This window comes from Novosphingobium organovorum (genome assembly GCF_022832435.1).
Taxonomy (GTDB): domain Bacteria; phylum Pseudomonadota; class Alphaproteobacteria; order Sphingomonadales; family Sphingomonadaceae; genus Novosphingobium; species Novosphingobium organovorum.
On record NZ_JALHLF010000094.1, the window covers coordinates 1 to 15064 of the forward strand.

Here is a 15064-nt window from a genome sequence, read left to right on the forward strand (position 1 = left end):
TCGAGGAAGCAGCTTGACCCACGAGGCCCCAATCAGAGAAGGCTCCAAGTCGTTCAACCGTCGGCGAAGGAGAAGGGCTGCGCGCCGCGCCGATAGTCGTCGACCAGCACGTCGCGCCCGATCGGGGGGACCGAGCGCGCGGCGCATTCCGAGCGGTGGCACAGGCGGCAAGTCACGCCGATCGGCGTCGCCTCGACCGCATCGGGAGCCAGCCCGGCGGCGTAGACCAGCCGCCTGGCGTGCTCGGCCGCGCAGCCCAGCGCGACCGCGCGCACCACCCCCGCGCGGCCAAAGCCGTTGCCCCCGCTCGCCACCGTGCGCGCGATCGAGAAGAAGCGCTGCCCGTCGGGCAGTTCGAGCCACTGCGTACGGATTTCGCGGCGGCGGCTGAACACCTGGTGCACGCTCCACAAGGGGCACCCGCCGCCATGCGCGGCGAAGGGAAAACCCGCCCCGTCGAGCCGCTTCGACACGTTGCCCGCCTCATCGAGCCGGATGAAGAAGAACGGCACGCGCTCCTCCCCCGGCCGCTGGAGCGTGGTGAGCCGGTGCGCGACCTGTTCGAAGCTCGCGCCGAACAGCGCGCCGAGCGCCTCGATGTCGTAGCGCCGCTGCTCGACCGCGCGGGCGAACTTGCCGTAAGGCATCAGGATCGCCGCCGCGCCATAGGCCGCGAGGGCGCGCACCAGCAGCGTGCGCGTGGTCTCGCTGGCGAAAGTCTCCACCCGCAGCACCTGCTTGATGTCGCCGCGCAGCGCGCTGTGGGCGATGTGCGTGGCGATCTGGAAAGCGCGGCTGGGCGTGTCGAGCGTATCGTCGAGCAGCAGTTGCTGGTTGTGCCGGTCGAACCGGCGCAGCGCCCCCATCATGACGTCGGGCGGGAGCGAGCGCACCCGCACGCCCCTGGCGGCGAGCCAGGCCGCCGCGCCGCCCTCCTTGTCGATCTCCGCAGCCAGATCCTCGGCGCGGGTGTCGAGCGGATGAAAGTAGTTGCGCCGCGCCGCGAGGAAGCGCTGCGCCTCGCGCACGGGCTCGTTCTCGTCCGCGCCAGGGCCAGCCGCGCGCTGTTCGGCCAGCGCCTGCTGTTCGCGCGCGTAGGCCCCGTGGAGCCGCAGCAGGGCCTCGCTGACGCCGGGAAAGCTCATCGCCAGATCCGAGATTTCAAGCGCCGGCAGGTCGATGTCGGCGAAGATCGGGTCGCGCAGCACGTCGCCCAGGCGGCGCGCGTAGTCTTCACCATCCTCGCTGGCGAGATCGCCGATCTCAAGCCGATAGGTGCGCGCGAGCCGCAGCAGCATGTCGGCCGTGACCGGGCGCTGGTTGCGTTCGAGCAACGCGACGTAGCTGGGCGAGATCTCCAGATCATCGGCCATGGCCTGCTGCGTCAACCCCAGTTCGCGACGCAGGCGGCGCAGGCGCGGGCCGAGGTAGAGGGGACGGCTGGGGGTACGCGGATCGGCCATGCGAAAAGGCTCCTGTCAGGCCTATACAACTTTACACCCAAATACTGTAAAGTTTGACAACACCACTTCGCAAGCCATTTCGCAGCCGAAAAATTGCGCGTAGTTCCCACTCATCGGACAACGACACGCCGGCAACGGCATCACATTCGGGATGAGCACAGTGACCTACCAGAGCAAGATCAGCGAAGCCGGTCAGACCATCGGCAACGAACCCAACTGGAACGGCATCGAGGCCGAATCGGTCGCCCGTATGCGGGTCCAGAACCGCTTCCACACCGGGCTCGACATCGCGCGCTACACCGCCAGGATCATGCGCCAGGACATGGCCGCCTACGATGCCGACCCCGCCAACTACACCCAGTCGCTGGGCTGCTGGCACGGCTTCATCGGGCAGCAGAAGATGATCTCCATCAAGAAGCACTTCGGTTCGACCAAGCGCCGCTACCTCTACCTCTCGGGCTGGATGGTCGCCGCGCTGCGTTCCGAGTTCGGCCCGCTGCCCGACCAGTCGATGCACGAGAAGACCTCGGTGCCCGCGCTGGTCGAGGAACTCTACACCTTCCTCAAGCAGGCCGACGCACGCGAGCTGGGAATGCTGTTCCGCGATCTCGACAAGGCGCGCGCCACCGGTGACGCGATGGAGGCCAAGCGCATCGAAACCGCGATCGACAACTACGAAACCCACGTCGTGCCGATCATCGCGGACATCGACGCAGGCTTCGGCAACGCGGAGGCGACCTACCTTCTGGCCAAGAAGTTCATCGAGGCGGGTGCGTGCTGCCTGCAGATCGAGAACCAGGTCTCCGACGAAAAGCAGTGTGGCCACCAGGACGGCAAGGTCACCGTTCCGCACGAGGACTTCATCGCGAAGATCCGCGCGATCCGCTATGCCTTCATGGAACTGGGCGTGGAAGACGGCCTGATCGTGGCGCGCACCGATTCGCTCGGCGCCGGGCTCACCAAGCAGATCGCCTTCACCCGCACCGCCGGTGACATCGGGGACCAGTACAACAGCTTCCTCGACTGCGACGAAGTCGCCGCGGGCGAGGTCGGCCACGGCGAAGTCCTGATCAGCCGCGACGGCAAGCTGATGAAGCCCAAGCGCCTGCCGTCCAACCTCTACCAGTTCCGTTCGGGAACCGGCGAGGACCGCTGCGTGCTCGACTGCATCCACGCGCTCAAGAACGGCGCGGACCTGCTGTGGATCGAGACCGAAAAGCCGCACATCGGCCAGATCGGCGGGATGGTGAGCCGCATCCGCGAGGAAATGCCCAACGCCAAGCTGGTCTACAACAATTCGCCCAGCTTCAACTGGACGCTCAACTTCCGCCAGCAGGTGTTCGACGCCTGGGCCGCGGACGGGCGCGACATGTCGGGCTACGACCGGGCGAAGCTGATGAGCGTGGACTACGACGGCACCCAGCTGGCGGCCGAGGCTGACGAGCGCATCCGCACCTTCCAGAAGGACGCGGCGCGCGAGGCGGGCATCTTCCACCACCTGATCACGCTGCCGACCTACCACACCGCCGCGCTGTCGACCGACAACCTGGCCAAGGAGTACTTCGGCGAGCAGGGCATGCTGGGCTACGTCAAGGGCGTGCAGCGCCAGGAGATCCGCCAGGGCATCGCCTGCGTCCGGCACCAGAACATGGCCGGTTCGGACATCGGCGATGACCACAAGGAATACTTCGCCGGTGAAGCGGCCCTCAAGGCCGGCGGCGCGCACAACACGATGAACCAGTTCGCGGCCTGACGGCCTCATCCGGGAGAGGAGCGAGGCCATGGAAATCCGCGAACACCTGAAATTGCCAAGTGGGGCCATCCTGAACCTCGCCCCGCTCGACACTACTGAAACTCTTGCAACCACCCACGCCAATCCCGGCGCGCGTAAGGAAAGGAGACGTGAAATGATGACTGCCACGACCACGACCGAACCGGCCCGCGCCCGCGCGGTGCTTTCCAACCAGGACTTCAAGCTGCTGCAGGACGCCGTCCTGTTCTACCTGAAGGCCCATGAGGACGACCCGATCTCGTCCAAGTACTCGGCGCTCTACCACCGCCTCGGTTCGGCGGTCCGCCGCTAAGGCACACCGGCACCGGCGCACCAGAACGCCGGGTCGGCCACCTGATCTTTCGTTTTCCTGGGGAGGAAAGCTTGGCCCGCCGCGACCATCGCGGCGGGCCATTTTGCAGGGCGCACCGATAGCTGCACCAGAACGCCCAATTCCCCGCAAAGATACGCAGCACCGGATTAGACCGGCCTCAAGCGCGTTCGGCCTAATCGGGTGTCATGGGCTACTTTGGCGGCGACCCCTTCCTGACGGTTTACCGATGTGTCGTGCACCAGCACCGGACAGACCTGTTGCTGCTCGCGATCCTGGTTTGCACGATGGCCAGCGCGACGACGGTCCTGCTGCTGCGCCAGGCGTGCGGCAGCCAGGGGGGGCAGCGCCGCAGCTGGAGCATGCTGGCCGGTGCCGCGCTCGGCTTCGGGGCCTGGTCTTCCCACTTCATCGCCCTGCTCGGCTACAACACCCCGAACGAGCGGGCCTATTCGCTCGAACTCACCCTGCTCAGCCTCGCCGCAGGCGGCGGGCTCAGCCTGCTCGCGACGCTGTGGATGGCCAGTTCGCGCACGCTGCCGATCCGCGTCTTCGGTTCGGTCCTGCTCGCCGGCGGGCTTGGCGCAATGCACTATACCGGCATGGCCGCGCTGCAGATCCCGGCCACCATGCGCTGGGACCCGGCCTTCGTCGGCGCATCGATCGTGCTGCCAGCGCTGATCCTCTACGCCACCCTGGCGGGCGCCCTCAGCGGTCATGGCCTGCGCCGGGCGGTGCTCGCCACACTTCTGCTCGTCGCGGCGAGCGCCACGCTCCACCTGTTCGGCATGGCCGCGCTCACGCTCGTCCCCGCGCGCACGGCTCCGATCGGGATGCTGGTCACGCCCGGCACGCTGGCCGGATGGGTCACCGCGATCGCGCTCGCTGTCTTCGCCACCGGCATGGCCGCGCAGGTCATCCGCACCCGCGCTCATTCCGCCTATGTCGAGAGCCAGTGCCAGTTTGGCGAACTGGTCAAGTCCGTCGCCGATTACGCGATCGTGATCCTCGATGCCCATGGGCGCATCGCGCAGTGGAACGAGGGCGCGAGGAAGCTGACCGGCTACGACGCCGTCGATATCCTGGGAATGCCGGTCGCGCGCCTGTTCAGCATCGAGGATCGCAACGACGACCTGCCCGCCCGCACACTCGAATACGCGCGCAACGCGGGTAGCGCCGATGGCGAGTGCCTCTATCTGCGGCGCGACGGCAGCACCTTCTGGGGCCACGGCACGATCCAGGCCACGCGCAGCGAAAACGGGACCTTGCAGGGCTATTCGTTCGTCATGCGCGATATCCAGCCGATCAAGGAAGCCAAGGACCTCGTCGCGCAGACCTCGATGCGGCTCGACACCGCCTTGACCAACATGCACGAGGGGCTGTGCCTGTTCGACGCCGAGGAGCATCTGGTGCTGTGCAACGCGCGCTTTCGTCAACTCTGGAACCTCACCGATGCGCAATGCGAGGCGGGCACGACCCTGGCCGAGCTTATTCGCGCGGGCTTCATGAATCCCAACGGCGAAAGGCACGCCGAGCCCGGCCTGACCCACTACCGCGAGTTGCTCCAGACCGCCTCCGCGCATCCCGACGCACCGCCGATGGTGGTCGAATTCGACGATCTCAAGGCGGTTTCGATCGCCAACCGCGCGCTGCCCGATGGCGGCTGGGTGATGACCTGCGACGACATTACCGAGCAGCGTCAGTCCGAGGCCCGCATCGCGCACATGGCGCTGCACGATGCGCTGACGGGCCTGCCCAACCGCACCCGCTTCAACCAGCGCCTGCACGACAAGCTGGGCACGGCCGATCGCACGTCGAGCAAGGTCGGTGTCATCGCGATCGATCTCGATCGGTTCAAGGAAGTGAACGACACGCAAGGCCACGCGGCGGGCGACGCGCTGCTCCAGGCGATCGGCCGGCGGATCACCGAACAGACGCTCGAAACCGAAGTCGTCGCCCGCCTGGGCGGTGACGAATTCGCCGCCGCCAAGGTATTCAGCGAAGCGCACGAACTCCACGAATTCGCCAACCGCCTGCATGGCTGCATCGTGGGAACCAGCGTTGGCACGGGGACTTTCGTGGGCGCGAGCCTGGGTATCGCGATCTACCCGCAGGACGGCGGCGTCGGCGAGGCGCTGCTCAACAACGCGGACCTGGCGATGTACCGCGCCAAGGCCCAGCGCGGCGAACACATCTGCTATTACGAAGAGGGCATGGACGAAACTGCGCGCCGCCGCCGCCAGATCGCCAACGACTTGCGCCACGCCATCGCCAACGGCGAGTTGCACCTGCTCTACCAGCCCCAGCGCTCGCTGCGCACCGGCGCGCTCAGCGGCTACGAGGCGCTGCTGCGCTGGCAGCACCCCAGGCACGGCTTCATCCCGCCCGACGTGTTCATTCCGATCGCGGAGGAAACCGGCTCGATCTTTGAGATCGGCGAATGGGTCCTGCGCGACGCCTGCCGCGAGGCCAAGCAATGGCCGGGCGAGGAGAAAGTCGCGGTCAACCTCTCGGCGGTGCAGTTCATCAAGCCCGACCTCGTTTCCACCATCCGCCAGATCCTGGCCGACACCGGACTTTCGCCTACCCGGCTCGAGCTCGAGATCACCGAAACCGCGATCATCGGCGACAAACTGCGCGCGCTCCATTGCCTGCGCCAGCTCAAGGCCATGGGCATCAGCGTGGCGATCGACGATTTCGGCACCGGCTATTCCTCGCTCGACACGCTGCACTCCTTCCCGTTCGACAAGATAAAGATCGACAAGTCCTTCCTCCTGCGCTCGGAGAACAGCGCGCAAGCCCGCGCCATCATCAGCGCCGTCCTGGCGCTGGGCAAAAGCCTCCAGATCCCGGTGCTCGCCGAAGGGGTCGAAAACGAAGCCCAGCTTCTCGTGCTGGAAAGCGAAGGCTGCGACGAAGCCCAGGGGTACTATTTCGGACGCCCCGACACGCCCCCCAGCCACCACCGCAAAGCGGTCGCAAATTCCTGATCCTGCGGGCGGTTATTCCTCCATCGAACGGCGCGTCGTGGCGCCTCGCCCTTGAGTACCCGCTCGGCTTGGGGCAGGACGGCGCAGGGGCCGATGCGGCCCCTGCGCACGCCGGGCGCACGCCTGCGATCCAGAGAGGACCCGATGAAGTCGATCGCCACGCTGACGATGAACCCCACCATCGATGTGTCCTACGATGTCGCCAAGGTCCGCCACACGCACAAGATGCGCACCGACAACGAATGGTACGCGCCCGGCGGGGGCGGGATCAACGTGGCGCGCGTCTTCGTGCGGCTGGGCGGCAACGCCCGCTGTTTCTACCTCTCTGGCGGATCGACCGGCCCCGCGCTCGACGGGCTGATCGACCTGCACCAGCTCGTGCGCACGCGCATCGCGATCACCGGCCCCACGCGCATCGCCTCGGCCGTGCTCGAACACGAGACCGGCAAGGAGTACCGCTTCACCCCCGCAGGTCCCACCGTGAGCGAAGACGAATGGACCACCTGCCTCGACGCGCTGGCGCAGACCGATGCCGGGATCGTGGTCCTCAGCGGTTCGCTGCCCCCCGGCGTTCCCGACGACTTCTACGCCCGCGCCATGGACCGGCTTGCCGCACGCGGGGTTGAGCTGGTGCTCGACAGTTCCGGCCCCGCGCTCGCCCACGCGATCACCCGCGGCGGGCTGCTTCTCGTCAAACCGAGCCAGGGCGAATTGCAGCAATACGCCGGCCAGCCAATCGATGGGCACGCCGCGATTGCAAAAACGGCGATGGCGATTGTCGAGGCCGGAAAGGCGCAGCTCGTCGCGGTGACGATGGGCCACGAGGGCGCGATCCTGGCCCGCGCGCAAGGCCCCGTGTTCCTGCCCGCGCTCCCCATCGAAGCGGCCAGCGCGGTTGGTGCGGGAGACAGCTTCGTGGCGGCGATGGTCTTTGCCCTGGCCCGCGGCGATGACGCCATTGCCGCGTTCCGGCTGGCCCTTGCCGCCGGATCGGCGGCGGTCCTTCGCGCCGGGACCGGCCTTGCCCACCCGGCCGACATCCAGCGCCTGCTGGACACGATCGGGCAGCCCATCGCGCTTTGACACGGCCGGTTCTGCCCGGCGCTGGCGCGGCGCGCGCCGATTCGTTTCGTCCCGACCAGCACCCCGCCCATCTCGCAATTGCAGCATTCCTGACGCACTTGCAAAATTTCTCACCCCCCCAACGCTTGCTGCGTTCGCATCCGCACAATTTCTTACGGTGGTCCGAGCAGGATTTACGGCGTATGGTGCAAACCGCTTTGCAAATATTTCTTTCCCTTGGGCGCGTTCTGTTGCAAAGTGCCCGCGAACGACACTCAGGGTGTTCGTAACGAGTTTTGACGAGGTTGGGAGAGAGCGCGCCGGGGGACCCCTCCGGCGCGCCGATTTCTTTATGGGCTCCCTCTTTTTCACACGGTTCCCGATGGTCTTGCGCCCGGCGGCATTGCCCTCTCAGCACGCGCGCCCTAGCCCCGTTGCCATGCCGATCCGGATTTCCTGCAGGCCATGAGCCCACCATCCCCCACCCCCGCCAATCCGGTGGAGGAGCGAGCGATCGCGCGCCTGCTCTGGTCGATCGCGCTGCCCGCAATGCTCACCAACGTGGCAACCGCCCTGTTCGGGCTGGCCGACATGTGGGCGATCGGGCGGCTTGGCGATGCGAGCGCGCAAGGCGCGGTCGAGCTGGGCGCCAAGTTCACGATGGGCCTCCTCAACGTGTTCAACTTCCTGCGCACCAGCACCGTGGCGCTGACCGCGCAGGGCGCCGGGCGCGGCGACGTGCACGCGCAGTCCGAAACCCTGGTGCGCGCGGGCGCGGTCGCGCTGGCCATCGGTCTCGCGCTGATCGGCGCGATGCCGCTGCTCGTGCCGCTCGGGCTGACGGTGCTCGGGGCCGAAGGCGCGCTGCACGCCCAAGCGGCCCACTACATCGCCATCCGCTACTGGGCCGCGCCGATCTGGCTGTGCAACTGCGTGCTGGTGGGCTGGCTGATCGGGCAACGCCAGGTCCGTGCGATCCTTGCCGTCGAAGTCACCGCCAACCTCGTCCACATCGCGCTCGACCTGGGCCTCGTCCTCGGCGCGGGATGGGGTGTTGCAGGGGTGGCGAGCGCAAGCCTGACTTCCGAAGCGCTGCGCTTCGTCCTGCTTGGCGCCATCGTGCTGCGCCGGCCCGCCGCGCGCCAGGCGCTGGCGGTGATCGCGCAGGCGACCACCTGGCGCCGCGCCGAACTGACCGCCCTCTTCGCGCTCAACCGCGACCTGTTCGCGCGCACGCTGCTGCTGACCGCGGCCATGCTCGTCTTCGCGCGGATCGGCGCCAGGGCCGGCCCGGTCACGCTCGCCGCCAACGGCATCCTGTTCCAGCTGTTCATGCTCTCCACCCTCCTGCTCGACGGGTTCGAGAACGCTGCACAAGTGCTCTGCGGCGAAGCCGTGGGCGCGCGCGACCGCACGCGTTTTCGCGCCACGGTGCGCAGCGCGCTGGTGTGGGGCGCGGTCATGGGGCTGGCCCTTTCCGGAGCCTACGCGCTGGCGGGGGCAAATCTTGCCAGCGCCTTCAGCACCGATCCACAGGTGCGCGCGATGAGCGTGCGCACTATTGGCTGGATCATCGCCCTGCCGATCGTCGGGGTCTTCTCGTTCGTGTTCGATGGCGTCTTCGTCGGTGCGGGCTGGACGCGGGCGATGCTGACCACGATGGCCGCCGCGATGGGTGTCTACGCGCTACTGCTCTGGTTTCTCGCCCCGCTCGGCAACGCGGGGCTGTGGCTGGCCTTCACGATGCTGTTTGTGATGCGCGCAGCGGGCCAGGCCCTGGTCCTTAAGCGGCAGACCCGCCGGACCTTCGCATAGAGAGAAAACGCGCGATTAGACGCGCCGGAAAACCACGCACAGGTTGTTGGCGGGCATCTCCACGACCGGCTCGAGCGTGAGCCCCTGCGCCCGCGCCGCATCCGCGACCGTTTCGAGTTCGCGCAAGCCCCAGCGCGGATCGCGCGCCTTGAGATCGGCATCGAACGCAGCGTTGCCGGGCGCAAGCGCCACGCCCTCACGACGGTAGGGTCCGTAGAGGACGAGCGGCGCGCCCTCCGCCAGGCCGCGCCCGGCCCCCTCCATCAACCCCAGCGTCGCGGCCCAGGGACTGATGTGGATCATATTGATGCACACCATGGCATCGGCCCGGCGCACAGGCCAGGTATCGGGAGCAGAGGCGTCGAGCGCCAGCGGCGCGCACAGGTTCGCGGGGCCTTCCGCCTCGCGCCAGGCCGCGATCGAAGCACAGGCTTGGGGGTCCGGATCGCTCGGCTGCCAGCGCAGCGCGGGCAGCGCAGCGGCGAAATGCAGCGCGTGTTCGCCGCTGCCGCTGGCAATCTCGAGGACCAGCCCCGAAGGCGGCAGGACCGCGCGCAGGACATCGAGGATCGGCGCGCGGTTACGCAACGTCGCGGGAGCATGGCGGCGGGCATCGCCGGGATCGGCCTTCGTCATGCCCGCCGGACTACCCGGCCAGGGTCAATCCCACAAGCCGAGCGAATCGGACTGGGGCCCCCCTTCGATCGGGACCTCGCAGCAGGTGATGCTGTCGTCCATGAAGCCGCAGAAGCGGCGGCGCAGCGCCTCCAGGCTGATCCGGCGCATCTCCGCCTCGCTGAAGCCCGCTGCCAGGATCGCCGCCAGCGCGCGCTGCTTCTGCGCGATCAGGTCGATCGCCTGCAGTTCGCGCAGATGGCGCCCCGCGAAGCTTTCATCGCGGCACAGCACTTCGCCCAGCGCCTCGACCTCGGTGCCGAGTTCGAGCAGCACTTCGGCCATCGCGCTGAATTTGGGTTCGTGCATCATCGAGCCCACCCCCCTCAGGCCGCAAAGGCCATGTCTCCGGAGGCACTGAGCGCGTTGAGATCGAGCACCATCACCATCTTTTCCTCGATCGCCACCAGCCCTTCGAGGAAGGGCACCACTTCGTCGTGCCCGGCGGTCGGCGCAGGCTGGAGCGTCTCGGTGTTGAGCCCCACGATGTCGCTCACCGAATCCACGATCAGCCCCTGCGACTGCCCGTTGACCTGGCACACGATGATCGCGTGGCGCGGGGTCGCCTCGGTCGCCTGCCAGCCCAGCCGCGCGGCGAGATCGATCACCGGCAGCACCGTGCCGCGCAAGTTGACCACGCCCGAGACATAGTGCGGCACGCGCGGCATCGGCGTGACCGGGGTCCAGGCCCGGATCTCGCGAATGGCCATGATGTCGAGCGCGAAGATCTGCCCGGCAACTTCGAAGGTTATCAGTTCGCGGTACATGATACGTCCCTTTCCTGTGCTGGCTCAGTGCGCGACGCGGCGCACCGCCGCGACGAGCTTGTCGGTGTCGAACGGCTTGACGATCCAGCCGGTCGCCCCGGCCGCACGGGCACGCGCCTTCTTCTCGTCCGAGCTTTCGGTGGTCAGCACCAGGATCGGCCGGTCGCGGTGGCGCGTTCCGCCGCGCACCTGTTCGATCAGCCCGAAACCGTCGAGGCGCGGCATGTTGATGTCGGTAATCACCACGTCGACCTCGTTCACCGCGAGCCATTCGAGCGCGGAGACGCCGTCATCGGCCTGTGAAACCTCGAAGCCGTTGGTGGAAAGGGCATGGTTGAGCAGTGCACGCATCGATGCGCTGTCATCAACGGTCAGGATACGGGTATTCTTGGACATCGCGTGCCTCGCTTGTTCAGAACAGTTCGACATCGCCCCGCGGGGCCAGTCGGGATACGGGTTGGGGACGGGTTTCGACGGGGGCATCCGAGGATGCGACGGAGCGGCAGCGGACCATGCCCGAAGCCGGACGGAAATCGACACGGCGCGCGTTGGTGCCGCCCAGATCCTCGCGCACCAGTTCGATGCGCTCGCGGATCAGGAAGCCCTTGGCGAATTCGGCGTTCGCTGTGCCGATCTTCTGCATCCCTGCGCGGATGTTCGCGCCGCCGTAGAGATGCGCGCGCAGGCGCTCCTTGCGGGCGCCGTAGTTGAGCATCTCGTTGATGAGCATTTCCATCAGGTAGACGCCGTAATGGACGTCGACTTGCCCTGGATCGTGGCTCGCGGGCGGCTCGGGCAGGAGGAAGTGATTCATCCCTCCAAGCTCCACCGCCGGATCGTAGAGACACGTCGCCACGCACGAGCCGAGCACGGTGCTCAGCTCGACCTTGGGCCCCGCGCTCACCTTGAATTGCCCTTGCAGGACGGTAAGCTTCTGGTTGCCGCTATTCATGAAATCGAGACTGGACATCAGGCTGCCTTGTTGAGCGCGTGACGCGCGATGCGGTTGATGGGGGCGACGACGCGCGCCGCGCCAAGCGAAATGGCCGCGCGCGGCATGCCGAAGACGGTGCAGGTGCTTTCGTCCTGCGCGATCGTGTGCGCCCCGGCCTCGGCCATGGCGAGCAGGCCCTTGGCGCCGTCCTTGCCCATGCCGGTCAGCAAGATGCCCACCGCCTCGGCGCCGACCGTCTGCGCCACCGAGGCGAACAGCGCGTCCACGCTCGGGCAATGTCCCGAGATCGGCTCGCCCCGGCGCAGCTTGGCGTGCAGCTTGGAGGTGCCGCGCACCAGCAGGTGGTGTTCGGCCTCGGCCGCGAGATAGACGTTGCCGGGCAGCAGCGGCATGTCGTTGACCGCCACCTGGACCTGCGCCGGGCAGGCCCGGTCGAGCGTGCGCGCGATGGCCGGAGCAAACCGCGGGTTGACGTGCTGGACGATGACCGTTGGCGGGCAGTCGAGCGGAAATTCGCGCAGCAGTACCTGCAGCGCTTCCACCCCGCCGGTCGACGAGCCGATCGCGATGAGCCGCGTGTCACGGCGGATCGAGCCGCGGCTTTCCTCGATGAGGGTCGGCTTGGCCCGCATCCGCACGGGTTCGGCAACCGGGGCGGGCTCGGCCACGGGCGCGCGAAAGCGCACTTGCGCCGCATCGCGGATCAGCCGGGCCAGCTCGCCGCTGTCGTTGAGCGCCAGCTTTCCGGTGGTGTCGTACTTGGAGTAGCAATTGACCGCACCGAGCGCGAGCGCGCGCGCGGTGACATCGTTGCCCTCCTGCGTCGCGCCCGAGATGATGATCACCGGAGTCGGACGCAGGGTCATGATCTTCTCGAGGAAGTCGAGCCCGTTCATGCCCGGCATCTCGATGTCGAGCGTGACCACGTCGGGATCGTGTTTCTTGATGAGTTCGCGCCCCTCGGCCGCGTTCGAGGCGGTGTCGACCACTTCGATGTCGGGCTGTTCGGCCAGGCGCGACATGAGAATGGCGCGCATGGTCGGCGAATCGTCGATGATGAGAACGCGAACGCTCACGCGCCCCTCCTGCGATAGATCGTCGGGCCGACCAGGGTAAGTTCGTCCGCCGCGCGGCCGGTCACCCGTTCGGAATGTCCGATGTAGAGAAAGCCGCCGGGATGAAGCGCTTCGCAGAACCGCTGGACGAGCCGTTCCTTGGTCGGATTGTCGAAGTAGATCATCACGTTGCGGCAGAAGATGAAATCGAAGTGGCCCTTGATCGGCCAGTCGCCAAGCAGGTTGAGCAGCCGGAAGCGCACCAGCGAACGCGCGGTATCGCCGATCGAGACCATGTCCTCCTTCTCGCTCGTCCAGGCCTTGCGCAGGACCTCGGGCACGGGCTTGAGATCCTTGGCCGGATAGACCCCGCGCTCGCCCGCCTCGATCGCGTGGGGTGCAAGGTCACTGGCCAGATAACGAAAATCGGCCTTCGCGAACTGCAGCCCCGCATGGCGATCGGGTCCGAGCAGCGTCATGATCACCGACCAGGTCTCCTCTCCGCTCGAACAGCCCGCCGACCAGCCGCGCACTTTGCCACCGCCAGCCAGCGTCTTGACCAGACGCGGGCGCAGTTCCTGCTGGAGATGCTCGAAATGATGCGCCTCGCGGTAGAAGAAGGTGTGGTTGGTGGTGAGCGCCGCAACCGCGCGGTTGAGCTCCTTGGGATTGGCCCGCAAGTGGTCGACGTACTTGCTAAAAGTGATCAGGCCGCTGGCCCGCACCAGCGGCGCGAGACGCGAATAGACCAGCATCGCCTTGCCCTGCGGCAGGACGATCCCCGCCACGTCGTGGACGATCTTGGAGACCGCCGCGAAGTCCTGCGGGCTGTAGATATCGGGGCTGACGCCCGGTATCGAAGGGGCAAGGTCGCTCGCCAGGGTCACGCCGCCTGCCTTTCGTGACCCGGCAGGGCACAGGCCACCAGGCCATCGACATCGACGATCAGCGCCACGCGCCCATCGCCCAGGATCGTCGCCCCCGCGACCCCTTCGACGGGGCGGAAGTTGGTGGCCAGGCTCTTGATGACGAACTGGCGCTGGTCGTGAATGTCGTCGACCAGCAGCGCGGCCTGGCCGGCGCTTTCGGTGTCGACCACGATCAGCACGCCTTCCTCGGGCGTGGTCGCCCCGCTCGCCGTGCCCAGCGCCGAGCCCAGCGTGATGACCGGAATGAACTGCCCGCGCACGTTGAGCATCTGGCGGCTCGACCCCAGCCCCTTCACGTCGCCCTCACCCGGACGCAGGCTTTCCACGACATGCGCCAGCGGCACGACCATGGTCTGATCGCCCACGTTGACGATCATGCCGTCCGAAATCGCCAGCGTGAGCGGCATCGTCAGGATGAACGCGGTGCCTTTGCCGGGCGTGCTCTCGATCGTGATCCGTCCGCCCAGTTCCTTCACGTTCTGGCGCACCACGTCCATGCCCACGCCGCGCCCGGAAATGTTCGAGATCTGCGCGGCCGTGGAGAAGCCCGGCGCGAAGATCAGGTTGTCGATCTCCTCGGCCGAAAGCTGCGCCTCGGGGCTGACGATGCCCTTCTCGATCGCCTTGGCCAGCACCACTTCGCGGTTGATCCCCGCGCCATCGTCCGAAATCGCGATCACGATCCGGCCCGAACGGTGCTCGGCCGAAAGCGTCAGCGTGCCTTCGGGCGGCTTGCCCGCCGCGATGCGCACGTCGGCCTTTTCGATGCCGTGGTCGACCGCGTTGCGAATGAGGTGGGTGAGCGGTTCGCCCAGCCGTTCGATCACCGTCTTGTCGAGTTCGGTGGTCTCACCGTGGACCTCGAGCTTGACGTGCTTGCCGGTCGAGGAGGCAAGGTCGCGCAGGATGCGCGGCACGCGGCTGAACACCGAGGCGATCGGCTGCGCACGGATCGACATCGCCGATTCCTGGATGTCGCGCGTCAGGCTTTCGAGCAGCGAGAGCTCCTCCGACGCGTTCACGCTGGCCCCATCGAGGCGCTGCACGAGCATGGCCTGCGCGATGACCAGCTCGCCGACGAGATCGATCAGCCGGTCGAGCTTGAACAGGTCGATGCGGATCGACTGCCCGGCCACCGGCGCGGCTGGCGCATTGGCTCCACCCGAAGCGGCTGTAGCGGCGGGCGCCTTGGGCTCGCTCTCGGCCCTGGCAGGCTCGGCCTTGGCCACGGCGGCCAGCGGGGGCCCGCTC

At 67.3% G+C, this 15064-nt stretch carries 14 protein-coding genes; 5 read left to right on the forward strand and 9 right to left on the reverse strand.

Annotated features, from left to right (window positions below; translation table 11 throughout):
- Nucleotides 1-53: 53 nt before the first annotated feature.
- Complete coding sequence (locus MTR62_RS16800; RefSeq protein ID WP_244023073.1) at nucleotides 54-1463, reverse strand: helix-turn-helix domain-containing protein; 1410 nt, start codon at nucleotides 1461-1463, stop codon at nucleotides 54-56.
- A gap of 160 nt (nucleotides 1464-1623) precedes the next feature.
- On the opposite strand from MTR62_RS16800, the gene MTR62_RS16805 reads away from it, so the two are divergent.
- From MTR62_RS16805 to MTR62_RS16825, 5 genes are all read left to right on the forward strand, one after another.
- Nucleotides 1624-3216 (forward strand): isocitrate lyase, encoded by a 1593-nt coding sequence (locus MTR62_RS16805; RefSeq protein ID WP_244023100.1) that lies wholly within the window; start codon nucleotides 1624-1626, stop codon nucleotides 3214-3216.
- Between the two features lie 154 nt (nucleotides 3217-3370).
- On the forward strand, nucleotides 3371-3547 hold the full coding sequence (locus tag MTR62_RS16810) for a hypothetical protein (protein WP_244023075.1): 177 nt from the start codon (nucleotides 3371-3373) through the stop codon (nucleotides 3545-3547).
- 278 nt (nucleotides 3548-3825) lie between these two features.
- On the forward strand, nucleotides 3826-6555 hold the full coding sequence (locus tag MTR62_RS16815) for a bifunctional diguanylate cyclase/phosphodiesterase (protein WP_244023077.1): 2730 nt from the start codon (nucleotides 3826-3828) through the stop codon (nucleotides 6553-6555).
- A 144-nt stretch (nucleotides 6556-6699) separates the two neighbouring features.
- Complete coding sequence (locus MTR62_RS16820) at nucleotides 6700-7638, forward strand: 1-phosphofructokinase family hexose kinase (RefSeq protein WP_244023079.1); 939 nt, start codon at nucleotides 6700-6702, stop codon at nucleotides 7636-7638.
- 444 nt (nucleotides 7639-8082) lie between these two features.
- A complete protein-coding gene (locus tag MTR62_RS16825; RefSeq protein WP_244023081.1) occupies nucleotides 8083-9432 on the forward strand; it encodes an MATE family efflux transporter in 1350 nt (449 codons plus the stop codon).
- A gap of 15 nt (nucleotides 9433-9447) precedes the next feature.
- Here MTR62_RS16825 and MTR62_RS16830 read toward each other — a convergent pair whose 3' ends face one another.
- The 8 genes from MTR62_RS16830 to MTR62_RS16865 form a co-directional block, all read right to left on the reverse strand.
- The gene (locus MTR62_RS16830) at nucleotides 9448-10068 is read right to left on the reverse strand and encodes a DUF938 domain-containing protein (protein ID WP_244023083.1); all 621 of its coding nucleotides are present in this window, start codon (nucleotides 10066-10068) and stop codon (nucleotides 9448-9450) included.
- A 24-nt stretch (nucleotides 10069-10092) separates the two neighbouring features.
- Entirely contained in the window at nucleotides 10093-10419 is a 327-nt protein-coding gene (locus MTR62_RS16835; RefSeq protein ID WP_244023085.1) for a hypothetical protein, read from the reverse strand.
- Nucleotides 10420-10433: 14 nt separating this feature from the next.
- Entirely contained in the window at nucleotides 10434-10874 is a 441-nt protein-coding gene (locus MTR62_RS16840) for a chemotaxis protein CheW (RefSeq protein ID WP_244023087.1), read from the reverse strand.
- A 24-nt stretch (nucleotides 10875-10898) separates the two neighbouring features.
- A complete protein-coding gene (locus MTR62_RS16845) occupies nucleotides 10899-11270 on the reverse strand; it encodes a response regulator (protein ID WP_244023089.1) in 372 nt (123 codons plus the stop codon).
- A gap of 16 nt (nucleotides 11271-11286) precedes the next feature.
- Nucleotides 11287-11844 carry a chemotaxis protein CheD gene (locus MTR62_RS16850; protein WP_244023091.1) on the reverse strand — a complete coding sequence of 186 codons (558 nt, stop codon included), beginning with the start codon at nucleotides 11842-11844 and terminating at the stop codon, nucleotides 11287-11289.
- Nucleotides 11844-12905 (reverse strand): protein-glutamate methylesterase/protein-glutamine glutaminase, encoded by a 1062-nt coding sequence (locus MTR62_RS16855; RefSeq protein ID WP_244023094.1) that lies wholly within the window; start codon nucleotides 12903-12905, stop codon nucleotides 11844-11846. The genes MTR62_RS16850 and MTR62_RS16855 overlap by 1 nt, the downstream gene beginning before the upstream one ends.
- Complete coding sequence (locus tag MTR62_RS16860; protein ID WP_244023096.1) at nucleotides 12902-13771, reverse strand: CheR family methyltransferase; 870 nt, start codon at nucleotides 13769-13771, stop codon at nucleotides 12902-12904. The genes MTR62_RS16855 and MTR62_RS16860 overlap by 4 nt, the downstream gene beginning before the upstream one ends.
- The coding region (locus MTR62_RS16865; protein ID WP_244023098.1) for a chemotaxis protein CheA at nucleotides 13768-15064 on the reverse strand (1297 nt) is incomplete at its 5' end. The genes MTR62_RS16860 and MTR62_RS16865, both read right to left, overlap by 4 nt.